The following is a 24,612-nucleotide window of genomic DNA, read 5'->3' as shown; positions in this document are numbered from 1 at the left end:
TTTTCGTTTCTATCTAGAGTCCGGGCTTTGCCTGGCTCTATCATTTCTTTTTATCTCCCAAATATTTTAATTTCACACCTTTTTTCATTTACGCTATAATGCTAAAAAATTTTAACTATTTTCTATTGGATTTTTATGAGTAAAAAATTACATTTAGTAAGCCTTGGCTGTACCAAAAACCTTGTAGACAGTGAAGTAATGCTGGGACGTCTAAAAGAGTATGAGATCACTGATGATAACCGTGAAGCCGATGTGATCATCGTAAATACTTGCGGATTTATCGATGCTGCCAAACAAGAGAGTATCAATACGGTACTGAGCCTGCACGATGAACGTAAAAAAGATTCTATCCTAGTGATGAGCGGTTGTCTTTCTGAGCGTTATAAAGAGGAGCTGCAAGCTGAGATGCCTGAGATCGATATCTTTACCGGGGTCGGTGACTATGAGAAGATCGATGCGCTGATCGCAAGCAAACAGAGCAGTTTTTCACCGGAAGTCTACCTGGCTACTGAAACCTCAGGAAGGGTAGTGACAGGTTCAAGTTATCATGCGTATATCAAGATCGCAGAAGGGTGTAACCAAGCCTGTTCTTTCTGTGCAATACCAAGCTTTAAAGGAAAGTTGCATTCACGTTCGTTGAGTTCCATACAAAAAGAGGTAGAAAACCTGGTTGCACAGGGATTTTATGACTTTTCATTTATCTCTCAGGACTCTTCAAGCTATGGAAGAGATATGGGAATGAAAGACGGATTGTTTGATCTTGTGAGAACTGTTGAGGGCATTGATGGTGTAAGATCTGCACGTATCTTGTATCTCTATCCGAGCACAACGACCTTCGAACTTATCGATGCGATAGCAGACTCTGAGGTATTCCAAACCTACTATGATATGCCTATCCAGCATATCGATGACGGTATGTTAAAGATCATGAAACGTGGATTTGGAGAAAAGAAAACCATTGAACTGCTTGAATACATGAAATCCAAGCCAAATGCCTTTATTAGAACTTCAGTGATCGCAGGACATCCTGGCGAGACAGAAGAGAGCTTTGAGAGGTTGTGTGAGTTTATGGAAGAGTTTGGTTTTGACAGGTTCAATACTTTTACATACTCTAATGAAGAAACAACGACAGCTTATACAATGGAGCAGGTTCCTGATGAGATCAAAGAGGAACAAGCTGCGATCCTTGGAGAGATTGCAGATCGTTCAACACAAAGATCACTTGAAGCAATGGTAGGAAAAAAGGTGGAACTTGTAGTAGAAGGGGAAAGCAGTGAACATGAGTACCTGCTTTCAGCTAGACCACTTATATGGGCAGTGGATATTGATGGAGAGATCCTGATCAATGATACATCGGATCTGTCTATTGAATACGGCAAGGTCTACGAGGCCAATATCACTGAATTGGTCGGAAACCAGCTTCTTGCATCTTTAGTGAAACAGGTATGATAGATCTACCACTTCTCAATACACTCAAAACGAAAAAGAATCTTCTAGCTTTTTCAGCAGGGGTAGACTCCTCTGCACTTTTCTTCCTTTTAACAGAACAACATATCCCTTTTGATATCGCTTTGGTCAACTACGGTACAAGAGAGAGCTCAGAAGTGGAAGAAGAGCATGCTAAGAAGTTGGCACAGAAGTATGGTTTGAAGTGTCATACAACAAGAGCACCGCATTTTGAGAGTCATTTTGAAGAGAAAGCCAGGACATTCAGGTATGATTTTTTTGAAGATCTGATTCAAAAAGAGGGCTATGAAACGCTTTTGACAGCACACCAGCTTAATGACCAGCTAGAATGGCTGCTTATGAGACTCTCTAAGGGTGCAGGACTTTCAGAATTACTGGGATTGGAATCTGTATGCACCAAAGAGCATTATCTGCTTATACGCCCCCTTCTTGAAGTAAGTAAAGAGGAACTACTGGAGTATCTTGAGTCAAATAATTATCCCTATTTCATTGATGAGAGTAATCAAGAGGTAAAGTATGAACGCAACTACTTTAGAAAAAACTTTTCAGATCCGTTGATTGCAGAGTATAAAGAGGGGATAAAACGCAGTTTTAGATACTTGAAGTTTGATCAAAAAAGGTTAGTGAGCCAATTTGAACTGTTACATAGACAAAAGCAGTTACATATCATTAGGCTTTATGCTATGGAAGCTAAGATACAGGCAGCTGATACGGTACTCAAAAATATGGGATATCTAATGAGCGCATCACAAAGAGAAGAACTTGAAAGATCAAAGAGTCTGGTCATCGGCGGTAAGTGGGCGATAGAAGAACAGAATGGACTTCTTTATATTGCACCATACCGTTCTGCCGATATGCCAAAGGATTTTAAAGAAAGGTGCAGAGTAAGCAAAATACCTGTCAAGATACGGCCTTACTGTTTTGCAGAAGGGATCGAACCTTCACTCTTTGCTACTATCTTTTGATGTTTGTTGAGCTAGGGGATGCGCTTTCATATACTCATTCATCTTTTTAGATGTACCAAGTTTTGTATAGACCTGTGTGGTGGCCATCGTTGTATGGCCTAAGAGTTCACTCACATCGGCAATCCTTGCTCCTTCATTAAGCAGGTGGGTGGCAAAGGAGTGACGAAGTTGGTGAGGGGTTGCTTTGATCCCGTGTGATTTGAAGAGTTTGGTCAGTTTATAACGAAGCTGGGCACTGTTAAGGGGAACATTACCTTTTTCGAAAAGATACTTTTTGGGTGTATAGGTTGCTATATAGATCTCGATGAGTTCCCTGATACTAGATAAAAGCGGTAACTCTCTCACTTTGTTTCCTTTCCCTCTAACCTGTACCCATTCTTGTTGTATTTGCGAGAGCTGAAGTGTACTCAGTTCTGTAATACGCAAACCAAGCCCATAGAGCAGAGAGATCATGAGCTTATCTTCGAGGGTAGCACTTTGGAGTACTTCCTGTATATATTGTGCTTCTATAGGCTTTGGAAGGCTTTTTGGCACTTTAATAGACTCACCGGCAATCAGTCTGACCCGCAAATCTTCTTGTCCTTCCAGATACTTGATGAATGAATGGATAGCTGTCAATCTGGCAGCAATGGTATGTTTGTTCTTTTTTGCGATTTGAAATCTGTATGGGGTTATGTCAAGTACGAGAGAACCATCTTCCTTATAGAAGTGGCTTACCTCAATCATCTGCCTTAGCGCTATCTCATAGGTGGTTAGGGTCGCTTCTGAATAACCTCTTATATCCACAAGATAGTCTAAAAAACTGTCTGTGAGATCCTGCAGCTTATTTTTCATCTATATAATAGTATGTTCCAACATTTTATCGGTGAGATACACTTTTGCTTCATCTATTTTCATATCATCTAGACGGAGTACTTTAATGTAAAAGTCAATTTTTGAAAATGGTTTGGGAATGACAAATTTATCCCAGCTGCCAAATTGCCAGTACTTGCCACAGGTGAAATTCACTGCATAGATAGGAAGCTTGCCTTTCATGGCCAGTGCCAGTGCACCGTCACTCACTTCATGTCTTGGCCCTCTTGGTCCATCAGGAGTGACAAGCAGATCATCCCCCTTTTTTAGACTACGAAAGGCTTCTAAAAGGACCTGTTTTGCTCCACGGGAGCTTGAACCCCTTAAAGGAGTGATATGAAAGTAGTTCAGTACCCTGGCTATGATTTCTCCATCAAAATGTCTGGAGATGATACCTGAAGCAGATTGTGTTTTATGGATATGGCGGTAAGCCTGAGGAGAGAGAAGAAGTTCTCCATGCCAGCAGACAATGACCCCTTGAGCCTGGGTGATCTCGCCTTCAATGTGGAAAGATTTTTTAGAGGTATACCAGTAAAACCTCATAAGAAGATAGCCTAGGGGAGGAAGGATCACTGTTGCTATGGCTCGTGTAATATCTTTTTTCTTTCCCATGATCAGCGTACTTAGTTTATCACCTCGCCATCAAGAGAGGCTCTGGATGTTTTTGTGATCTTGACATCTTTGATCTGTCCTAGAAGCTCTTCGCTTCCCTCTACAAAGACCAATCTCCCATCATCAGTCCGCCCTGAAACTCTTCCATTTGGTTTGAGTTCATCAAAGTAGACCTTATGTACTTTTCCTAGTTGATCATCCATTTGTGCCGCTAGCATTTCAAAATGTCTTGCCTGCAAGCGACTGAGCCTTTCTGAAGCGATCTCATCAGGAATTACATCGGTAAAGTGCTGCGCTTCCGTATGCGGTCTAGGAGAATACTTGAATGAGAATACTTGCTCAAATTGTACTTGTTCAAGCACATCCATCGTATCTTCAAAATCTTGATTACTCTCTCCCGGGAAACCAACAATAATATCCGTTGAGATCGTAGCTTCCGGACAGAGTGAACGGATCTTTGTACAACGGTTGAGGAAGTTCTCTTTTGTATAACCGCGTTTCATCGCCTGAAGGATCTTTGTCGAACCGCTTTGAAGCGGGACATGTATCTGTTTACATATCTTTGGATTAGAAGCAAACTCTTCCAAGAAAGCATCATCCATATGAAGCGGGTGTGGAGAAGTAAAGCGAATACGCTCCAACCCTTCGATCTTGGATATTTTTTGAAGTAGTTGTGTAAAGTTGATCTTCTCTTCACTCCCTCCAAAACGGCGTCCATAGTTATTGACATTTTGTCCCAGCAGCATGACTTCTTTTGCCCCTGTTGCTACTGCTTTAGTGATCTCCTGTACGATCAGATCACTAGGGATAGAGATCTCCTCTCCTCTTGTAGCAGGAACGATACAGAAGGTACACTGTTTATCACATCCTATGGAGATGTTGACCATTGCCTTGTAAGGGTTGCTTCGATATTCGCCAAAGGCATAAGTACTTTCATCATAGTCTGTAGAGATCTCAACCGCATGTTTTTTCTCTAGAACATCAGTAATTTTAGAGACATTTCTGGCACCCAAAACAAAATCTACGACCGGGGCACGTTTGATGATGTCTTGACCCAGATGTGATGCGGTACAACCGGTGACACCGATCTTTGCACCTTCTTTTTTGCGTTTGTTAAATATACCGATCTCACTGAAAAGTTTTGCAACCGGTTTTTCACGTACCGAGCAGGTGTTGATAATGATCAGGTCGGCATCTTCTATATTTTCGGTAAGTTCATAGGGTTCTTTTTGATTAAGCTCTGCGATCATATGCTCGCTATCACGAACATTCATCGCACAACCAAGTGTTTCGATAAAAAGTTTTTTAGACAAGATAATTCTTCTTTTTAGTAGGTTTTAGAGGATTAGGCGATAATGTGTACTTCGTAGATGTACTCATTTTCATCCATTCCGTATCTTACTTCTCTCATATAGACTGAGTATCCTTTTTCTTCAAAATACTCAATCAGCTCTTTAAGCTCTTTATGAGAGTTTTCTTTATCAAAATAGAATATAGATCTGTCTGCTAACTCTTCTTCCAATTTGTCTAATTCAATGGTCTTTGGTTTTGCTTTTAGAGTCGTTCTAGCAAGTTTTAGTTTCATCTACATTCCTTTTATTCTATACTCATAATTAATATGATTATACTTTATTTTTCGTAAAGCTACGTTTAGCTATAATGATCCTCTTCAAAAACACCACTTCCTAGATGTTCTTAACACTGTTATGTTACCTCTTGTAGCGGTTAATATTGAAACAGAGTATGTAACGAGAAAAATATAACCATTAGTAAAATGATAAACAAGGATATATATTGGAAAAGATATTAGATATTATTGAAGCTATAGCATTAGAAAAAAACTTATCAAGAGAGAGTGCGATTGATGCATTTAAAGAAGCATTGACAAATACTGCAAAAAAACTAAGCTCTCCTACAAGTACATTTGAGGTAATGATCGACCCAAATAAGAAAACCTATGAGATCAATAAAGTGATTACAGTTGTTAAAGATGATGATGAAAAACTTTATACTGAGATTATGAAAGAGGGCAAGACACAAGAGGTAGAATCAGATAGTTTTATTTCTCTTTCAGATGCAAAAGAGTTTGATGAATCAATCGAACTTGGCGATCAACTTAAAGAAGAGTTTGTATTGGAAGATTTCGGGCGTACAGCTTCGGCAAATCTTTTCAAAGAGCTTGAATATCATATCCAAAGACGTATAGAACAGGATCTTTTTGAGAAGTATAAAGATAAGATAGGTACGGTCATGATCGGTAATGTAAGCCGAATTGATGCAGATGAAAATACCTATGTTGAGATCGGTGAACTAAAAGGTGTTTTGACGCTTAGAAACCGTATCAAAGGTGAAAAGTTTAAACACGGAGATACGATCAAAGCATTGTTGCGTTATGTAAGTGTTGATCCAAGACAGGGATTGTTTCTAGAGCTTACAAGAACTTCACCGAAATTTCTTGAAGCACTTATGGCAAAAGAAGTACCTGAGATAGAAGACGGCGTTGTTGAGATTGTAGGATCGGCTAGAATCCCTGGTGAAAGGGCAAAGCTTGCACTGAAAACGGATCAAGCAAATGTAGATCCTATCGGAGCAGCGGTAGGGGTAAAAGGTGTACGTATCAATGCCGTGAGTGCTGAGCTGTGCGGTGAAAACATTGACTGTATCGAGTATTCTCCTATCCCTGAGATCTATATCACACGTGCCTTGAGCCCTGCGATCACAAAAAGTATCAAAGTGGATCAAGCGAAGAAAAAGGCAGTGATCAGTATCACATCAGATCAAAAAGCAAAAGCGATTGGTAAGTCAGGTATCAATATCCGTCTAGCATCCATGTTGACAGGATATGCTATCGAGTTGAATGAAGTTGAAGGGATTGCTGAGAGAGCACCAGAGACTACAGAAACTATGGAAGCGGAAAAAACAACAGATACTTCAGCACTTGCGGATCTCTTTAAATAAGAAGCAGTATTAACTGCTTAGAAAGTAGGGTATCTTTTCCCTACGAAAATAAGATGATCTTAGCTTAAGATCATCGAGGCAAATTTTTCTGCATCCAGGGATGCACTTCCAACCAATACACCATCTACATTTTCAATAGCTGCGATTTCTTTGATATTGTCCGGGTTGGCACTTCCACCATAGAGTAATGGACAAGCTACAGCTTTTCTAAGCGCTTTATGTGTTGAGACGATCTCTTCCATAGTGGCACTTCTTCCTGTACCGATAGCCCAAATAGGCTCATAGGCTATGATAAGTTTCTCATAAGCTGTATCAATACCCTCAAATTGTTCTAAAAGATAGATATTGACTGATTCATCCCCTTGTTCTCGTACTTCCAAGGGCTCACCGATACAGTAGATGATTTCAAAACCCTGTGCTTTAAAGAAGTCAAATTTTTCGGCCACTTTTTCTTGGGATTCTCCCATCAGTTCACGTCTTTCACTGTGACCGATAAGGATCGTTTTGATGTCAAACTCTTCAAGCTGGTCAAGTCCGATCTCTCCGGTAAATGCACCATTTTGCGTCGGGTATGCATTCTGTGCACCTAAGGTAAAGTCACCCTTGTAGTGATCCAGTGCAGTAGCAGGAGGAAAGATATAAACCTGATCCTCACTTTTTTTTGCAGCGATTTTTTGACTCAAAGCATCAAGATAGAGTTTTGTGCTACTTCTTGTATGATTTGTTTTGAAATTGGCTGCAAATATCATATTACTTCAATGCCTCTAGACCAGGAAGCTCTTCGCCCTCAATCAGTTTGAGGCTAGCACCGCCACCTGTACTAACAAAGGTCATTTCATCTGCATCACCGGCTTTATTGACTACGTCCGCTGTATCTCCACCGCCTACAATGGTCGTTGCATGTGTCTGTGCAATATTGTGTGACATTGCAATACTTCCCTTCGAGAAGCGATCCATCTCATACACACCCATCGGTCCATTCCAAATGATGGTTTGTGCATCATTAAGTGCTTCTCGGAAAAGACGGCTGCTTGCCGGTCCGATATCAAGTCCCATCCACCCTTTCGGTATCTCTTGTGTAGGTAGGAACTTTACAGTGGTATTTTCAGAAAACTCAGGAGCAACGACTATATCTACAGGAAGATAGAACTTTACACCGTTTTGCGTTGCTTTTTCCATGATCGCTTTTGCTTCATCGATCAACTCATCTTCAACCAATGAATTTCCGATCTCATGACCTTGTGCTTTAAGGAAGGTAAACGCCATTCCTCCACCGATAATCACTTTATCTACTTTTTCGATGAGGTTAGTAAGTGCTTGAAGTTTTCCTGAAACTTTACTTCCTCCCACAACTGCAACAAATGGTCTAACAGGGTTTTCTATTACTTTAGAGAAAAAATTGATCTCTTTTTCCATCAAGAAACCCACTGCTTTGTGGTCCTTATCAAAGAACTGTGTTATCGCGTGGATAGAAGCATGTTTTCTGTGACATGCACCAAAAGCATCATTGACATAAAAGTCTGCAAAGTCTGCTAGTTTTTTAGCAAAATCTATATCATTGGAAGTCTCACCTGCTTCATAACGTAGGTTCTCAAGCAAAAGAATATCACCACCCTGAAGCTTTTCGGCTTTGCTTCTTGCATCTTCACCGACTACATCATTTGCCATGTAGATCTCATTTTTGATCTTGAGAAGTGTATGTAGTCTCTTTGCAACCGGCGCAAGTGAAAATCTCTCTTCGTACTGTCCCGGCTCCGGTCTTTCATAATGAGAAGCTAGGATGATTTTACACTCTCTGTCGATACAGTAACGGATAGTTTGCAGTGCGGAACGGATACGTCTATCATCTGTAATATTCCCAAACTCATCTTTAGGTACGTTAAAGTCACAACGTATAAATACACGTTTACCTGCAATATCTAGATTTTTAATATCTTTCAATTCTTTTCCTCTTTTTTTATACTGATTTTAAGAAGAGCAAAGCCGCTCTTCACGTGGCTGTCTTCCGTAGACGGCTCTTGCGTGACTTGTCACGATTGGTACTTGTCTTATTTACTGATATGAAGTGCCATATCTACAAGTCTGCATGAGTATCCCCACTCATTGTCATACCATGAAAGTACCTTGACCATATTGTCTCCGATCACCTGGATCGTGTCAAGTGCTACTACTGAGCTTAGCTCTTCACCGACAAAGTCTTGTGATACTCTGTATTCTGTATCTACACCGAGGATACCTTGGTGTGAACCTTCGCTTGCATGAATGAAAGCAGCTTTGACTTCATCCAGTGTTACATTTTTATTCAGTGTCACAGTAAGGTCAACCATAGAAACATCAGGAGTAGGCACTCTGATCGCTTGTCCATTGAGTTTCCCTTCAAGGTTTGGCAATACTTTTGAGATCGCTTTTGCTGCACCTGTTGTTGTCGGAACCAGGTTTGTTGCTCCTGAACGCCCTTTTCTTGGGTCTTTTTTGTGTTTAGCATCTAGGATAGGTTGAGATGATGTATAAGAGTGTATCGTAGTCATAAGACCTTTTTCGATACCAAATGCATCATCAAGTACTTTAGCAACAGGTGCAAGACCGTTGGTTGTACAGCTTGCATTTGAAACTATTGCTTGTCCGGCATAATCATTCTCATTCGCACCGATGACAAAGGTTGCAGTATCATCTTTTGCAGGTGCAGAGAAAAGCACTTTTTTGATACCGCTGTCCAAATAAGGCTGTACACTCTCAGAAGTCAAAAAAGCACCGGTACATTCCAATACCAGTTCTACACCCAATTCAGCAAAGCCTAGTTTTGCAGGATCTCTTTCTGCGAGGATCTTCGCTTTATCTTTACCTATACAAAGATAGCCGTCTTCTACTTTAACGTCTTTACGTGTACCATGAACAGAGTCATATTTGACATTGTATTCGATCATTTCATGCGCACCGCTTGCATTGACTGCCACCAGCTCGATATCATCTCTATCAGCGATGATACGTGCTACACATCTACCAATTCTACCAAGTCCGTTGATTGCTACTTTTACAGCCATTTGTTATCCCTTGATTATTATGCTAAAATTGCGTAATTTTACTGTATTTGAGGTTATATTTGGGTAAAGAAGCACGAGAGTCCATTGCAATCTTCGGAGGAAGTTTCGACCCGCCGCATAAGGGACATCAACTAATTGTCTCAAAAGCTGTGGAATCATTGGATATTGACAGGCTTTTTATCGTACCTGCATACCTCAATCCGTTTAAGCAGAGTTCTCTTGCACCGGCAAATCTCAGATTGCAATGGTGTCACACGCTTTTTGATCCTTTGGAAAAAGTTTCAGTAAGCGATTATGAGATTTTGCAGGGTAAAAGTACGTATACTGCTGATACTGTAAGGCATTTTCAAAATGCATATGATGTCAAGTATTTTATCATAGGTTCTGACAACCTTGGATCATTGACAAAATGGCATCAGTATGAGTGGTTAAACCAACAGGTGACATGGGTAGTAGCTACAAGAAAAAATAGCAGTTTTGATACCGGTATGCTGAGAAAATGGGTAAAAATAGAACTGGATGAAGAGATAAGCTCTACACATATACGAAGTACACAACAGCTTGACGGTGTAGATAAAAAAATCGCCGAATCTGTTAAGCAAGTGTTAACTCAAAAAGAGTCAATAAACAAAGGATAACAATAGATGACATTAGACCAACGAATTGAAAGAATTGTCACGATACTAGATGATAAAAAAGCCGAAGAGATAGAGGTATTTAACCTAGATAATGCAGATTATGTTGCAAAGCGTGTGGTGATAGCAAATTCACTGAACGGAAAACATACAAAGGCACTTTTTGATCATCTCAAGAGAGAGCTTAAACCACAAGGAGAGCAGTTCCTTGCAACTGATGAAACAGATGAGTGGACTGTTGCAGATCTTGGGGATATCTTGATCCATATTATGATCCCTGAGTATAGACAACGATATTCACTTGAACAGTTCCTCAATGAACTGATCGAAAATAAAAACAGAGAAGAAGAGGCTTAACCCAGGATCGTATACTCATGGCCTGAACCCGTGAGTAACTCCATGATCAAGAAAAGTCCGATCGTTACTGTAGGTGAGAAAAGTATCCACCAGTAGTAACGGTCTTTAAAAAGATAAATAAATAATCCTCCCCAAGCAAAGATCAAAAGGATCAGGTGTGCTATAAACAGCGGCATCACCTGCCTGGTTATATTCCCTGCTACAGCCAAGGCCAGTATCCCTCCAAAAGTACCAAGTGAGATAAAAAGTTTTTTGAGATTTTTTGTTTTGGAATAGTACAAAAAGAGGATACCCAAGGTCAAAATAATTGCTAAAATTATAAAACCTTTCATAATGCTACTCCTCCCTTTGTTATATAAAGTATTATAATCTATCTACTACTTCAATACCAAGGAGTTCAAGTCCTTGTTTGATCGTTTTTGCAGTTAGGTCAGCCAGTTGCAGACGGCTCATTTTTGTTGCTTCATCCACACCCTCTTTGAGGATAGGGTTATGCTCATAAAAACGCATAAAGAGTGTTACCATCTCATAAAGATAAGTGGTGATCTGGTTTGGTGATGTATCTTCTGCAGCACGTCCAAGAATATCTTCAAAACGAAGCAGCATGACTGCTAGCTGCTGCTCTAATGTATCAGAGATGATGATATCACCTTCAACAGGTCCATTATGCTTTTTGAAGATACTTTGGATTCTCGCATAAGCATACTGCATATAGAGTGAAGTATTTCCCTCAAAACTAAGCATCTTATCCCAATCAAAGATATAGTTTGATTCACGGTTGATAGCAAGGTCAGCATACTTGACTGCACCGATCCCTATGATCTTTGCAAGTTTTGCTACTTCTTCATCAGAGTAGTTCTCTCTGTCTTTGATCGCTTCTTTAGCTCTGATTACCGCTTCATCCAGCAGGTCGATAAGTTTAACGGTTCCCCCGTCACGTGTTTTAAACGGTCTTCCGCTTTTATCCATCATGGTTCCAAAGGCTACATGTTCTAATCTCACATCTTCAGGTACGAAACGTGATGTTTTTGCCACAGTAAAGATCTGTCTGAAGTGTTCTGACTGTCTTGCATCTACAACATAGCAGATACGTTTTGCATCCAGTACGTTGGCTCTGTAACGTAGTGCAGCGAGGTCTGTGGTAGCATAGAGATATCCTCCGCCTCCCTTTTGTACGATCACAGGGATCTCTTCTCCTTCTAAGAAGACACACTGTGCACCATTACTCTCCTGAAGCAATCCTTCTTTAAGTAGATCCTCGATCACTTGAGGCAGATCCTCATTATAAAAGCTCTCCGCTTTAACATCTTCTCTTGTCAACTTTACACAGAGTTTTCCATAGACATCTTCACAGTGTCCCAAGGAAGCATCAATGAATTTTTGCCAAAGGTTCAGACAATGATGGTCACCACTTTGGATCTTAACGACATACTCTCTTGCTTTATCGGCAAAGGCCTGATCTGCATCAAAACGCCCTTTGGCCTCTTTGTAAAATTGTTCAAGGTCGCATAATTGTGCCACTCCTTCATTACCTGTCTCTTCAAGATAGGCAATGAGCATTCCAAACTGTGTTCCCCAATCACCTATATGGTTCTGACGGATCACATCATCACCTAAAAATTCAAGCAGGTTTGATATGGTATCCCCGATGATTGTTGAACGCAGGTGTCCTACGTGCATCTGTTTTGCCATATTCGGTCCGGAGTAGTCCACCACTACTTTGATCGGTTCTTGATGTTTGCTGATACCAATCCTTTCATCACTCAGTGCTTTTTTACATTCTGAAGCGATCCACTCGGGTTTTAACCAGAGGTTGATAAATCCCGGTCCGGCAATTTCAGCTTTTTGGAGTAGAGATGAGGTATCAAGAGCATTGAGAATATCTGTCGCGATCTCTCTGGGATTTTTACCCAGTTTTTTTGCCAAGGCCATAGCACCGTTGAATTGGTAGTCACCAAACTGCGGTTGTGTCGCTTCAGAGACACTGATAGGTTCTGCATCGATGCCGGCTTTGATAAATGCCTCTTTGATTAGAGTATTAAGTTGTGATTTTAGTTTCATAAGGTTCCCATATGATCGTAATAATTAAATTATGAAATTGTAGCAAAAAATAGTTAGTGGAGAGTTAGAGTATAGTGAATAGTGTTCAGTGCCAAGCACTGAACGTAAGGTTTTAAGCGTTTTCGCTCTTTTTTTCTTCGATCTTTGCTTCAGTTTTAGGTTCTTCTTTTGAAGCAATTTCTTTTTTCTCTTCTTTATCTTCGTCTTCTTTTACCGCTTGTTTAAAGTCTTTGATCCCTTTTCCTATACCTTTTGCAAGATCAGGAATCTTCTTTGCTCCAAAAAGAAGTACAACGATTGCTAAGATGATCAGTAGTTCTGGCATACTTGGCATACCCATATTAGTCCTTTTATTTCGCTACAATGAGCATTAATTTTGGATAATTATACATGAAAATATTTAATCTTTCTTAGTGGGTCAACCATCGTGTGATAAATTCCGTTTGATCTTCTTCGTTTTGTTTCAGTCTTGCAGCTTTAGCTATGATTACAAACTCTTTGGTTGCATCTTCTACCGTGTCATTGAGGATCGTAAAATCATACTCACCAACTGCTAATATCTCTTTTTTGGCATTTTCGATTCGTTTGCTGATCACTGCTTCATCGTCGGTTGATCTGGCACGTAGCCGGCTTTCCAGCTCACTTAAAGTAGGCGGTGTGATAAAGGCGGAAGTAGTGATATCATTCATTTTTGCACGTACCAAACGGTGCCCTTGGACATCAATATCAAAGATGACCAGTTTCCCCTCTTGTAGAGCTTCTCTCACAGGTTTAAGAGATGTCCCGTAGTAGTTACCGTGTACTTCGGCATACTCAAGGAAGTTTCCTGCTTTGATGTCTTCTTCAAACTCTTCTTTGCTTACAAAGAAGTAGTCTTTGCCATGTTCTTCACCTACTCTTGGAGGACGTGTTGTCGTAGAGATTGAAAAATAGTATTCTCCGATTTCCTCAGCTGCAGCATTGATGATCGTACTTTTTCCTGCGCCGCTTGGGCCGGATAATACCAAAATTGCTCCGTTGTTTGATATTTTATTACTCATTATTCACTGTCTTTGAAATTGATGTTAATGGTCACTTCTGCACCTTTGAGAAGTTTTTTCAATTTTTTGGTCTTCATTTTTTGTATTGCATCCAGCAGTTTTGTTTCGAAATCTTCTCTCTGTTCTTCTGATTTGTGGGCATCATGTGTGATTTGAAGTGTGACATCCTTCTCTACTGCTTTGATCACATCTTCTTCTTCTACGATCTCAAGCCCTTCATCAATAAGATTTTGTTTGATGACCTCTCTTTTTAAAGTTTCCAATTCATCTTCATCTTTTTCCCATAGGTCATCATCGTATATCTCATCATCCATGTTCAAGAGAGATTTTATTCTTTCGATTTCACTGATATCTAGAATAGGATGAGATATTGCTGTTGGCTCTTCATCATCTTTATGCTCGTCATCATTTGCATCCTCATATAAGTCTTCGAGTGTCTCTTCCGCTTCCGAGAGAGGAAAGATATGAGGTGGTTCATCTGCTTCTGATTCAGATGTTTCTATAAGCTCAAGAGAGTCTATTACTTCTATAATTTTGGAAGGAAGAAATGGTTTTTTGATCACAACATCAATAAGTTCATTTCTTTCATCAGGATGGCTTGTAAGCAGTACCAGTTTAGCTATACGGAGTTTTTTTAGTATATCAGGGGAGATCTTTTTGTAACTTGCATCATCGATAAAAGCAAGGTCATATGCCTTATCTTCAATCTCTTCTTGAGAGGAGAATTCATAGAGTTCTGCATGCCTGTCTTTTAAACAAAGTGTAATGAGTCTGGAAACAACAGGGTTTGTATTGAGCAATAAAATTTGCATGCAGAAAGAATCCTTTTTTAATATTGAATATGAACGATTATAATCAAAAATTGATTATGTCTTGTTGTGACGCTATAAAGCCTTCACGAGCCTTATAAACGTCTCTCCTCTGTCTTTGTAGGACTTAAACTGATCAAAACTTGCAGCTGCCGGGGAGAGCAATGCAATCGAGTCAAGGGTATGTTCCTGGTCAATAGCTGCAACGGCTTCATCTATCGTTTTTGACTCATGGGCTTCAATTCCATAGGTTTTTGCCAGATTCAGAAGCCTGTTGTTATTTGCACCGATTGTATAGATCTTGATATTACAACTCTGCATGACTTTAAAGAGCGGGGTAAGGTCAACGCCTTTGTCCTCCCCTCCGAGTATCAAATGTATCCTTTGATCTTCAAATACTTTGATGGCCTGGATGGCGGCATCAAGATTGGTTGCTTTAGAGTCATTGATCCATACTCTGCCTTGAGAATCTTCTATCTTCTCTTGTCTATGTCCATCGAGTTTGAAAGCGTTGATGAGATCATAGTCAGTTTCATCAAAAAGTACTTTTGTGATCGCCAAAGCAAGCAATGCATCTTGTAAAAATGCACCTTTGAATTCAATCTGACTAGCATCAAGGTCAAAGTAGTTTTCCAAAAATGCGTTAGAGTCATACTCTACCACATAGGCATGTGTCTGAGGTACTTCCAGGCCTTTTGGAATCAGTGCAAGTTCACCTTCTCTCATCGTCTTGAGCGGTGCAAGCTTGTCTGCCTCATACTGTTCAGGAGTACCATGCCAATCAAGATGATCCGGCGTGATAGGCAGCAGCAAATAGATATTTGGTGATGCGATTTTCGTATGATGCAGGGTAAAAGAGCTGGTTTCAAGTACCCATATCGGTGCTTTGTTATCAAGGTCTGCCAGTGGCGTACCGATATTCCCGCCGGATACGGCACCGCGCTTCTCAAGTAAGTATGTCAGCATCTGTGTGGTTGTCGTCTTACCATTGGTTCCGGATATCCAGATGCTAAAGGGCATGACTTTAGAAAAATAGTCATACTCACTAAGCAGGTTTTTGGCACTTTTGATCAGCGGATGATCTGGCTTAAGACTAGGTGTTGTGACTTCAAGTTCGCTTGCTTCGGGATCAAAGAGGTGTGATGGAAGGATCTGGTTACCTTCTTCATCAATAAATGCTTCTTTGACATTATCATCAAAAAAGGTACATCCTCCGCTAAGAGCTTTTGCTATCGCCCGAGTGGTCAGTCCATATCCAAAAAGTGTAGGTTTGTTCATTTTATTGTCCATTGTATTCAACATGTTTGTCTTTACGGCTTTACTTTGTTATGAGCGCTTTGTTTTAGCAACTACAAACGACGGAATGTTGTCGTTTGCTTAATGTTTCTCATCTAAACTTAAATGAGATGAGTGCAAGAATATTGGCAATAAGGGAGATCATCCAGAAACGTACGATAATCTTGTTCTCTGCCCATTTTTTCATTTCAAAGTGATGGTGTATCGGAGCCATCAAAAAGACTTTTTTCCCGCGTAATTTGAAACTACCTACCTGCAAGATCACTGAAACCGTCTCTATTACAAAGATCAGACCGATCAAGATAAGCAGTACTTCACTTTTCCCGAGGATTGCCAGATATGCTAAAAATCCACCGATTGCCAAACTACCGGTATCGCCCATAAAGATCTCAGCAGGATAACAGTTGTACCATAGAAATCCTAAGAGCCCTCCTGCAAGAGCAGCAGCCATGATCGTCACTTCTCCTACCCCTTTGATATTTGGCACAAGCAGGTAGCCTGAAAAAATCGCATGACCTGTAACATAGATGATCGTACCAAGTGTGACAAGTGCAATGACAGAAGGTACGGTTGCAAGTCCGTCAAGCCCGTCAGTCAGGTTAACCGCATTGGTAGTAGCCAAAAATACCAATACCCAGAAAATAATTGCAAAATAGCTCATATCAAAAAGTTCGTTTTTGAAAAATGGGATATAGAATGTTGTAGGAAATTCGGCATACAAAAGAAGTCCTATAGCAATCAAGGCTACAATCACTTGTCCTGCCAACTTGCCTCTAGCAGAAAGCCCTTCAAGGTTGTTCCCGGAAAGGATCTTCCCGATATCATCTTTAAATCCTACGAAACCAAAGCCGATAAGGGTAATAAGCCCTGCCAAGACAAAAATGTTCCCCAGATTAGCACTCAAAAGTACAGCAATTACTGTAGAAGAGATAAATACTGCTCCGCCCATGGTCGGTGTATGGCGTTTACCTTCATGTGCAGGGACATATTTATTGATGGGTTGGTTGGCTTTTTTTGAGATCGCCCATGCCAGGTATTTAGGCATGATAATAAGAGTCAAAATAAATGCGATAAAGAACGCAAAGCCTGATCTTACGGTAATGTATCCAAAAAGGTTGATATCTAAAAGATGCGAGAGTTCGTATAACATGGGTCTCTTTTTTGGTTTTAGGATTAAAAAAGGTTATTTTACTATCATTTCAATAAAATATAAGACTTGACAAGAATAGGGTACTTAATGGATATTCAAAAAACAGTTTTAATTATTACTGATGGTATCGGGTGCAAACCTGACAGTAAATGCAACGCATTCAAAGATGCGGTAAAACCAACCTATGACAAACTTTTTGAGGAGACACCAAGAGTGCTGATCTCTACCCATGGGCTCAGTGTCGGATTGCCTGAAGGACAGATGGGAAACTCAGAAGTAGGACATATGACCATAGGAAGCGGTCGTATACTCTATCAAGATCTCGTGAAGATCTCATTGGCTCTTAAGGACGGAAGTATTGAGCAGAATGCTGCACTTAATGAGATATTGGCCAAAAGTGACAGGGTACATCTTGTCGGATTGCTTAGTGACGGTGGTGTACACTCGCATATTGAGCATACGATCGGACTGGCAAAGCTTGCAAAAGCAAGAGGTAAGAGAGTATTTTTGCATCTGATCACCGATGGAAGAGATGTAAGCCCGACTTCTTCAAAAACTTACATTGAACAGATCGAAGGGATCACAGATGAGGATATCTCTATCGCCACGCTTGGCGGGCGCTTTTATACAATGGACAGGGATAACCGTTGGGAAAGAGTTGAGAAAGGGTACAGAGCGATTGCAGAAGCTACTCCTGTTACGACCCTTTCTGCGACAGAGTATGTAGATGAAAGCTATGCGAAAAAAGAAACCGATGAGTTCATAATGCCTGTAGCTTTTGAAGGATATCAAGGTATAGCTGAGGGTGATACGGTGATCATGACCAACTTCCGTTCAGATAGGGTACGTGAGATCACTACGGCATTGGGTGATGCTGACTTCAGTGAATTTGACAGAGCATTTAAGCCACTGCATATCGCTACGATGACACAGTATGATTCGACATTCCCATATCCGGTTCTTTTCCCTAAAGAGGCACCTAAAAACACACTGGCTGAAGTGGTAAGTAAGGCAGGGTTACGTCAGCTGCACACGGCAGAGACTGAGAAGTATGCCCATGTAACATTCTTCCTTAACGGGGGTATAGAGGAACCAATGGAGGGTGAAAGCCGCGTACTGATCCCTAGTCCGGATGTGAAGACCTATGATATGAAACCGGAGATGTCAGCTCCTGAAGTAGGTGAAGCCGTACGTACCGCAATGGATGAAGCCTATGATTTTGTAGTGGTTAATTTTGCGAACGGTGATATGGTCGGGCATACCGGAAATTATGAAGCAGCGCGTAAAGCGGTCCATGCAGTTGATACCGAACTTGGAAAGATCATCGAAAAAGCAAAAGAGCAAAACTATGCGATCGTGCTTACATCAGATCACGGAAACTGTGAAGAGATGGTAGATGAAGAGGGCCATATCTTGACCAATCACACCGTAGGAGAAGTATGGTGCTGGGTAATGGCTGATGGTGTAGAAAAACTCAAAGAAGGATGCGGGCTCAATAATGTAGCACCGACCGTACTTAAAATAATGGGTCTGCAGATACCTGATGAGATGGATGAACCACTTTTCTAGGGTGTTTACCATTTAACAATATTTTTTAAACGATGCTGTTTGCAAAATGCCAATGGCATCGTCATCGTAAAGGTCTATGACGACTTTACTCACATATTACTTCGTTTTGATACTTTTTTAAACAATTAAAGACCAACCTCTTTTTTAAATATGATACAATATATCCAAAAAGATAAGTTAAGAAAGGTGGTACTTTATGAATACAAAAATTAAAGAATCAGTCGCCACACTTTTAGCACACATTATTAAATTGGATGGTAGGGATGTAGAGAAGGAGGCTCCCCTCTTTTGTAACATACTTGGACAGGATTTTAAATGCAGTGAGGCTGAAGCTAAATCGCTCCTGGAAGATCTTATGGACAAAGAGTATGATCTTGATCATCATATCCAGATTATTAAAACTGCACTGTGTGAAGACAAAATTTCTAAATATCATTTAATGGAACAACTGAACCATATCATTTACTCAGATAAGATCACTCCTGAAGATTATGAGTTCTTTGAAAAATTAAAAAACGAGTTCTTCGATTGTCATTAAGCGCTTCATGATACAATATCGCAAAGATTTTAAGGGATTATGATGAAATTTAGTGGAAATAATGTTCTTGTTACCGGTGCCAGCAGAGGTATCGGTGCAGAGATTGCTAAAAGATTGGCTGAAATGGGGCTCAAAGTCTGGATCAATTACCGTAGCGGTGAAGCTGAGGCTAATGCAGTAAAAGCAGCGATCGAAGCAGAAGGCGGTAAAGCTGAGGTAATCGGTTTTGACGTGAGTGATGAAGATGCTTTTGTAGATGCAATCAAACATATTGTAGAAGAAGACGGTGAGATGAGTTACCTTGTCAATAATGCAGGTATCACCAAAGATGGACTTGCAATGAGAATGAAGACAGAACAGTTCATGGATGTCATTAATGCTAACCTGAAGTCTTCATTCGTCGGGTGTAGAGAAGCACTAAAAGTAATGAGTAAAAAGCGTTTTGGTTCAGTAGTCAATATCGCATCGATCGTAGGTGAGACAGGAAATGCAGGTCAAACTAACTACTCGGCAAGTAAGGGGGGAACAATCGCGATGACCAAGTCATTTGCACAAGAAGCTGCACCAAGAGGTATCAGATACAATACTATCACCCCGGGCTTTATTGCAACAGAGATGACAGAGGTACTCAAAGATGAGATCAAAGATGCCTTTACTGCGAAGATCCCGTTGGGAAGATTCGGTGAGCCGAAAGAGGTGGCTGATGCAGTAGCATTTTTACTTTCTGATCATGCTTCTTACATTACCGGTGAGACATTGAAAGTCAATGGCGGGATGTATATGTAATTTAGGCTTTGCCTAAATTGTGAGGTATGGATGTCTACTAAAATACTTGTCCTGGAAGATGATCAACTTTTCAATGAAACACTTCAGGATTTTCTAGAAGAAGAGGGCTATGCGCTGGATGCTGTGATGGATCCCTATTCAGCGCTTGACCTCACATATGAGAATAAGTACGATATCTACCTATTTGATGTGAATCTGCCTTATGAAAGCGGATTTGACCTTCTGGACAAACTACGCAGTGCAGGGGATATGACCCCGACGATTTTTTTGACCTCTAGAGATGATAAAGATTCACTTGTTGAAGGATTTAGTTTAGGGGCAGATGACTACATGAAAAAGCCTATTGACTTTGATGAACTTCAAGTGCGTATCGAAGCTCTGCTTCGCAGGCAGACACGAACTCAAAACGTTTTGATCGGTGAGTATACCCTGGATGTGAAAAACAAAATACTCTATCATAGAGATAAAGAAGTAGATCTTACGATCAAAGTGATAGAACTGTTGATGCTCTTTATCCAATCCAAAGGGGATGTGGTATCTAATGAGTTTATCAAAGAACAGCTTTGGACAGCGAATCAGATGCCAAGTGACGGTTCGATACGTGTCTATGTGACACAGCTTAAAAAACTTTTCCCTGAATATATCAGCAATATCCGTGGCGTTGGCTACAAATTTGAGAATATTGATGCATAAACGGGTAGTCTGGGGAACAGTTATCTATGTGATCAGCATAGGATTTTTCCTTGGTTTTATGTATCATATGCTTAATACATGGGGTATCTCTGTTAAGATATACCTCTTAGTATCACTGATACTTCTGCTATTTGCCGTTATGTTCGGATATATCTTTATCTCTACGCTGCTGGCACAGCAAAAAAGAATCGATGAAAACCTTTCTCAACTTACCAAAGAGATATTGCATGAACTTAATATCCCGCTTGCAACCATCCAGGCCAATACTAAACTCATCGCCAGAAAATTGGATGATCAGAAAAGTTTGGACCGTATCGCACGTATTGAAGCATCTTCCAAAAGACTTGAAAGACTTTATAGGGAACTAGTTTACAGTATCAAAAAAGAGTTACACCCTATCGAAAAAGAGAACTTTGATCTTAAAAAAGTTTTAGAAGAGAGGGTAGCGGTATTTGAAGCATTTGATCGCAATAGTTTTATAGTGGATGTTATGCACTATATGATCACGGCTGATAAGATAGGATTTGAGAAAGTAATAGACAATATCTTGATGAATGCAATGAAGTATTCATCCAAAGATACATCCATTACATTGTCCCTTAATCAAGATACTCTAAATATCAGTGATCAGGGAGACGGGATGAGTGAAACAGAGCTTTTAAAGATCTATGAGCGTTACTATCAGGCAGACAGTTCCAAAGAGGGAGAAGGGATAGGTCTTGCACTGGTAAAATCTTATTGTGATAGTGAGGGTATCGATATACAGATCAAATCACAAAAGAATGAGGGAACTACTGTTTCGCTTAATTTGACAAAGATCACTTCACACTAAATTAACATTTGCATCATATAATCTGAAAGTAAAAAATAAATGGATTATGTATCATCATGCAAGAGTTTATAAAATAAAAATGGTAAAACGCTTTTATGACTTTTGTTATAATGCATTTCAAAAAGAGGTTGTGTGTCTAAATATCGGTTTTTACTCTCTTTTTTAGTAACAAGTCTCATCTATCTGACAGCAGGATTTACGCTGCTTTATTTTTCCCAAACCGTCAATGTATCAGATAAAAAATCATTTGTTAAAACCATTGAGCTCAGCCTTCAGGCATACCAGCCGGAAATAGTAGAACAAAGATCTGAACCCATAAAAGAAGAAACACCACCCCCGGTAGAAAAAACACCGCCCCCTGAGCCTATTATAGAAAAACCTAAGCCATTAGAGCAGCCAAAACCAGAACCTATAGTGCAAAAACAGGAGATCAAAAAACCCAAAGAAAAAAAAGAAAAGCTAAAAAATGTAGTCAAAAAAACCAAAAAACCGCCTACACAGAAAATAAGTGCGCTTAAAAGCAGTAAAAAACAGCAGAGTACAGCTGAAGAGAAAAACCTCTTTCTTGCAAAGGTGAGAGATCGTATCAATCGCAACAAGCACTATCCGAATATTGCCAAGCGCCGTGGAATGCAAGGGAGTGTCAGAATCAGCTTTACCATCTTGTCAAACGGCCAAGTCTCCGGCATTACAGTGAACGGACCAAAGGTTTTTCATACATCAGCGAAAGAAGCAGTGCAAAAGGCTTTTCCTATTGCGGTCAAAAATATACCCATCTCTTTACCTGAACAAGTTTCTGTCACACTTCACTACAAACTGAGCAGATAGGCTACAAGGTAACAAACTTCTGGTTTCTGAAACAACCGCAAAGAGAATTTAACAAACATTTAACACTATTTTGTTTTACTTATAAGCTATGAAAATAAGGAGTATAAGGAATGAAAAAGGTTGTGGGACTTTCACTACTGACTGCAATGGCTCTTCAAGCTGCACCGGTAGAGTTAGATGAGATAGAAGTCGAGGGAAAAGTAGACACAGAAGTGATCAAGGATGTAAGTGGGGAAGAGATCAAATCTGCTGACTTGGCCGACGCACTTTTTAAGACATCTCCAAGTGTTGCATTGGTACGTAGAAGTGGTATCTCAAATGATATTATCGTAAGAGGGATGAAGAAGGATAATATCAATGTATTGATCGATGGTGCAAAAGTATGTGGTGCATGTCCAAACAGAATGGACCCTCCTATTTCACATATTGCTACTAACAATGTAGATTATATCGAGATCAATGAAGGGCCTTTCAATGTCGAAGACTTTGGAAATTTAGGTGCGGATGTAAAGATTAGTACACTAAAGCCTTCTAAAGAGTTCACAGGTGAAGTAGGATTGAACTTAGGAAGCTGGGATTATAAAAAAGGTTACTTCAATGTAAGCGGCGGTGTAGAAAATGTCAGATTCTTGCTCAGTGCTTCTACAGAGAGAGGCGGCCAGTATGAGGATGGTGACGGTAATACTTTTGCTGAACAACAAGATAACTACATCGCTGATCACGCTACTGCAGGAGGTATGGCATACCTTCCAAGTCAGCGAGACATGGATGCATTTAGTAAAAAAACAATGATGGCAAAACTTTTTTGGGATATTGCTGAAAATCAGGAATTGAGATTAGGCTATACAGCGAACAGAAGTGATAATATCCTTTACCCGAATACCCCAATGGATGCAATTTATGATGACAGTGATATCTATACTGCAGAGTATATTGCAAAAGATCTTGGAGAATATTCTAAAAAACTTTCATTGAACCTTTACCAAACCGAAGTAGATCACCCAATGTCAAATGAGTATAGAAAATCTTCTATGATGATGGGCGTAATGACACATGCACTGACTACAAAGGTACAGGGTGCGAAACTTAAAAATGAGTTTGAACTCGGAAACCATGCACTTGCAGTAGGACTTGATTATAGTCTGAGAAATTGGGATGGGAAGTATTATATGAATGATATGCCGTTATCTAGCCAATATAATAGTATTTGGGACGTAGATACGGAAAATGCAGGTATTTTCATTAAAGATAAGATGACGGTAGATCAATTCGAAATTGATATGGGGCTAAGATATGATAATACTGAGATCACTACGGCAGATACAAATACAAGCGTTCCTGACAGAAGTTACAACAGTATAAGTGGAAATATACTTGCTACTTATCATGCCAATGAAACAACAAAATATTTCGTAGGTGCAGGTATAGGAAACAGAGTACCGGATGGAAGAGAACTCTACTATTATGATAAAAGTGGTCTAAGAATCGGTAATTTCGATCTGAAAAAGGTTACTAACAATGAGATCGACATGGGTCTGGAAAAGAAATATGAAAATGCTGTCGTTAAAGCGAAGTTCTTTTACAGTTATTTGAAAAATTTCATTGCTTATAACTCAGTACAGAAAACGTTTGATAATATCGATGCAAGAATCTGGGGATTTGATCTCAGCGGTACCTACTTCGCAACAGAATCACTCTCTTTTGATATCGGAATGTCAAAGCAAAACGGGAAAAAACTGGATGCTGGTAATATAGTTGGACAGGAGGATCAAGATCTTCCGGAAATTCCACCATTCAAGATGAACTTGGCAGTGAACTATGAAGTAGATCCAAGCCTCTTACTTAATGCTGAGGTGATAGCATCGGATGCATGGGTACACTATGATGCAATTAATGGCGAGCAGAAACTTGATGCATATGGTGTCTTGAACCTTAAAGGAACGAAAACATTTGGAAACAATGTTGAGTTGACTGTAGGTGTGGATAACGTGTTTGGCTCTACTTATGCAACATCAAATACTTATCGAGACCTAACTTTGATTTACGGCGGTGGGGATGTAATGTTGCTGAATGAACCCGGACGTTATTTCTATACAAATCTAAAATACAAATTCTAGGAGTAT

Annotated in this window: 26 protein-coding genes; 12 read left to right on the top strand and 14 right to left on the bottom strand. The window is 40.0% G+C overall.

From position 1 onward, the window contains the following. The first annotated feature begins 135 nt into the window (after nucleotides 1-135). A complete protein-coding gene (gene rimO / locus PGH07_RS04740) occupies nucleotides 136-1,449 on the top strand; it encodes a 30S ribosomal protein S12 methylthiotransferase RimO (protein WP_289412941.1) in 1,314 nt (437 codons plus the stop codon). Further along, nucleotides 1,446-2,432: a tRNA lysidine(34) synthetase TilS gene (gene tilS, locus PGH07_RS04735; RefSeq protein WP_289412940.1), complete on the top strand. Its 987-nt coding sequence runs from the start codon at nucleotides 1,446-1,448 to the stop codon at nucleotides 2,430-2,432. The genes rimO and tilS overlap by 4 nt, the downstream gene beginning before the upstream one ends. Here tilS and PGH07_RS04730 read toward each other — a convergent pair. The 4 genes from PGH07_RS04730 to PGH07_RS04715 are packed head-to-tail and all read right to left on the bottom strand — an operon-like array spanning nucleotide 2,409 to nucleotide 5,481. Beyond that, nucleotides 2,409-3,266, bottom strand: a complete 858-nt coding sequence (locus tag PGH07_RS04730; protein ID WP_289412939.1) for a tyrosine-type recombinase/integrase — start codon at nucleotides 3,264-3,266, stop codon at nucleotides 2,409-2,411. The genes tilS and PGH07_RS04730 overlap by 24 nt on opposite strands. After that, entirely contained in the window at nucleotides 3,267-3,896 is a 630-nt protein-coding gene (locus tag PGH07_RS04725; RefSeq protein WP_289412938.1) for a lysophospholipid acyltransferase family protein, read from the bottom strand. An 11-nt stretch (nucleotides 3,897-3,907) separates the two neighbouring features. After that, nucleotides 3,908-5,209, bottom strand: a complete 1,302-nt coding sequence (miaB, locus tag PGH07_RS04720) for a tRNA (N6-isopentenyl adenosine(37)-C2)-methylthiotransferase MiaB (RefSeq protein WP_289412936.1) — start codon at nucleotides 5,207-5,209, stop codon at nucleotides 3,908-3,910. A 32-nt stretch (nucleotides 5,210-5,241) separates the two neighbouring features. After that, nucleotides 5,242-5,481 carry an HP0268 family nuclease gene (locus tag PGH07_RS04715; protein ID WP_289412935.1) on the bottom strand — a complete coding sequence of 80 codons (240 nt, stop codon included), beginning with the start codon at nucleotides 5,479-5,481 and terminating at the stop codon, nucleotides 5,242-5,244. A 209-nt stretch (nucleotides 5,482-5,690) separates the two neighbouring features. On the opposite strand from PGH07_RS04715, the gene nusA reads away from it, so the two are divergent. Further along, the gene (gene nusA, locus PGH07_RS04710; RefSeq protein ID WP_289412934.1) at nucleotides 5,691-6,854 is read left to right on the top strand and encodes a transcription termination factor NusA; all 1,164 of its coding nucleotides are present in this window, start codon (nucleotides 5,691-5,693) and stop codon (nucleotides 6,852-6,854) included. Nucleotides 6,855-6,913: 59 nt separating this feature from the next. Here nusA and PGH07_RS04705 read toward each other — a convergent pair whose 3' ends face one another. The 3 genes from PGH07_RS04705 to gap form a co-directional block, all read right to left on the bottom strand. Continuing rightward, entirely contained in the window at nucleotides 6,914-7,603 is a 690-nt protein-coding gene (locus PGH07_RS04705; RefSeq protein ID WP_289412933.1) for a triose-phosphate isomerase, read from the bottom strand. A 1-nt stretch (nucleotide 7,604) separates the two neighbouring features. Then, the gene (locus PGH07_RS04700; protein WP_289412932.1) at nucleotides 7,605-8,795 is read right to left on the bottom strand and encodes a phosphoglycerate kinase; all 1,191 of its coding nucleotides are present in this window, start codon (nucleotides 8,793-8,795) and stop codon (nucleotides 7,605-7,607) included. 107 nt (nucleotides 8,796-8,902) lie between these two features. Beyond that, nucleotides 8,903-9,895, bottom strand: coding sequence for a type I glyceraldehyde-3-phosphate dehydrogenase (gene gap / locus PGH07_RS04695; protein WP_289412931.1), 993 nt, complete (start codon nucleotides 9,893-9,895; stop codon nucleotides 8,903-8,905). 59 nt (nucleotides 9,896-9,954) lie between these two features. On the opposite strand from gap, the gene nadD reads away from it, so the two are divergent. Beyond that, nucleotides 9,955-10,533 carry a nicotinate (nicotinamide) nucleotide adenylyltransferase gene (gene nadD, locus PGH07_RS04690; RefSeq protein WP_289412930.1) on the top strand — a complete coding sequence of 193 codons (579 nt, stop codon included), beginning with the start codon at nucleotides 9,955-9,957 and terminating at the stop codon, nucleotides 10,531-10,533. Nucleotides 10,534-10,539: 6 nt separating this feature from the next. Next, nucleotides 10,540-10,887 (top strand): ribosome silencing factor, encoded by a 348-nt coding sequence (rsfS, locus tag PGH07_RS04685; RefSeq protein WP_289412929.1) that lies wholly within the window; start codon nucleotides 10,540-10,542, stop codon nucleotides 10,885-10,887. Here rsfS and PGH07_RS04680 read toward each other — a convergent pair. The 7 genes from PGH07_RS04680 to mraY all read right to left on the bottom strand — a co-directional run bounded on the left by PGH07_RS04680 (nucleotide 10,884) and on the right by mraY (nucleotide 17,243). After that, on the bottom strand, nucleotides 10,884-11,219 hold the full coding sequence (locus tag PGH07_RS04680) for a hypothetical protein (protein WP_289412928.1): 336 nt from the start codon (nucleotides 11,217-11,219) through the stop codon (nucleotides 10,884-10,886). The two genes, rsfS and PGH07_RS04680, sit on opposite strands and share 4 nt — an antisense overlap. 31 nt (nucleotides 11,220-11,250) lie before the next feature. After that, a complete protein-coding gene (argS, locus tag PGH07_RS04675) occupies nucleotides 11,251-12,948 on the bottom strand; it encodes an arginine--tRNA ligase (protein WP_289412927.1) in 1,698 nt (565 codons plus the stop codon). Nucleotides 12,949-13,060: 112 nt separating this feature from the next. Next, on the bottom strand, nucleotides 13,061-13,288 hold the full coding sequence (locus PGH07_RS04670; RefSeq protein ID WP_289412926.1) for a Sec-independent protein translocase subunit TatA/TatB: 228 nt from the start codon (nucleotides 13,286-13,288) through the stop codon (nucleotides 13,061-13,063). Nucleotides 13,289-13,358: 70 nt separating this feature from the next. Continuing rightward, nucleotides 13,359-13,988 (bottom strand): guanylate kinase, encoded by a 630-nt coding sequence (gene gmk, locus PGH07_RS04665; protein ID WP_289412925.1) that lies wholly within the window; start codon nucleotides 13,986-13,988, stop codon nucleotides 13,359-13,361. After that, a complete protein-coding gene (locus PGH07_RS04660; protein ID WP_289412924.1) occupies nucleotides 13,988-14,800 on the bottom strand; it encodes a hypothetical protein in 813 nt (270 codons plus the stop codon). The genes gmk and PGH07_RS04660 overlap by 1 nt, the downstream gene beginning before the upstream one ends. Nucleotides 14,801-14,872: 72 nt before the next feature. Then, nucleotides 14,873-16,075 (bottom strand): UDP-N-acetylmuramoyl-L-alanine--D-glutamate ligase, encoded by a 1,203-nt coding sequence (murD, locus tag PGH07_RS04655; RefSeq protein WP_289412923.1) that lies wholly within the window; start codon nucleotides 16,073-16,075, stop codon nucleotides 14,873-14,875. Nucleotides 16,076-16,184: 109 nt separating this feature from the next. Further along, on the bottom strand, nucleotides 16,185-17,243 hold the full coding sequence (mraY, locus tag PGH07_RS04650) for a phospho-N-acetylmuramoyl-pentapeptide-transferase (RefSeq protein ID WP_289412922.1): 1,059 nt from the start codon (nucleotides 17,241-17,243) through the stop codon (nucleotides 16,185-16,187). A gap of 87 nt (nucleotides 17,244-17,330) precedes the next feature. Between mraY and gpmI the strand changes: the two genes are divergently transcribed. The 7 genes from gpmI to PGH07_RS04615 all read left to right on the top strand — a co-directional run bounded on the left by gpmI (nucleotide 17,331) and on the right by PGH07_RS04615 (nucleotide 24,606). Continuing rightward, on the top strand, nucleotides 17,331-18,812 hold the full coding sequence (gene gpmI / locus PGH07_RS04645) for a 2,3-bisphosphoglycerate-independent phosphoglycerate mutase (protein WP_289412920.1): 1,482 nt from the start codon (nucleotides 17,331-17,333) through the stop codon (nucleotides 18,810-18,812). 196 nt (nucleotides 18,813-19,008) lie between these two features. Further along, on the top strand, nucleotides 19,009-19,350 hold the full coding sequence (locus PGH07_RS04640; RefSeq protein ID WP_289412918.1) for a TerB family tellurite resistance protein: 342 nt from the start codon (nucleotides 19,009-19,011) through the stop codon (nucleotides 19,348-19,350). A 42-nt stretch (nucleotides 19,351-19,392) separates the two neighbouring features. Further along, nucleotides 19,393-20,136 (top strand): 3-oxoacyl-ACP reductase FabG, encoded by a 744-nt coding sequence (gene fabG, locus PGH07_RS04635; RefSeq protein ID WP_289412915.1) that lies wholly within the window; start codon nucleotides 19,393-19,395, stop codon nucleotides 20,134-20,136. A 30-nt stretch (nucleotides 20,137-20,166) separates the two neighbouring features. Next, nucleotides 20,167-20,829 carry a response regulator transcription factor gene (locus tag PGH07_RS04630; protein ID WP_289412913.1) on the top strand — a complete coding sequence of 221 codons (663 nt, stop codon included), beginning with the start codon at nucleotides 20,167-20,169 and terminating at the stop codon, nucleotides 20,827-20,829. Then, on the top strand, nucleotides 20,822-21,661 hold the full coding sequence (locus tag PGH07_RS04625) for a sensor histidine kinase (protein WP_289412911.1): 840 nt from the start codon (nucleotides 20,822-20,824) through the stop codon (nucleotides 21,659-21,661). The genes PGH07_RS04630 and PGH07_RS04625 overlap by 8 nt, the downstream gene beginning before the upstream one ends. Before the next feature lie 132 nt (nucleotides 21,662-21,793). Further along, on the top strand, nucleotides 21,794-22,489 hold the full coding sequence (locus PGH07_RS04620) for an energy transducer TonB (RefSeq protein ID WP_289412909.1): 696 nt from the start codon (nucleotides 21,794-21,796) through the stop codon (nucleotides 22,487-22,489). A gap of 110 nt (nucleotides 22,490-22,599) precedes the next feature. After that, entirely contained in the window at nucleotides 22,600-24,606 is a 2,007-nt protein-coding gene (locus PGH07_RS04615) for a TonB-dependent receptor (RefSeq protein ID WP_289412908.1), read from the top strand. Nucleotides 24,607-24,612: the final 6 nt, after the last annotated feature.

It is taken from the genome of Sulfurovum zhangzhouensis (assembly GCF_030347965.1).
In the GTDB taxonomy this organism is placed as follows: domain Bacteria; phylum Campylobacterota; class Campylobacteria; order Campylobacterales; family Sulfurovaceae; genus Sulfurovum; species Sulfurovum zhangzhouensis.
Note: the sequence above shows the minus strand (reverse complement) of the source record. Positions and strands in the feature narration are given on the sequence as shown.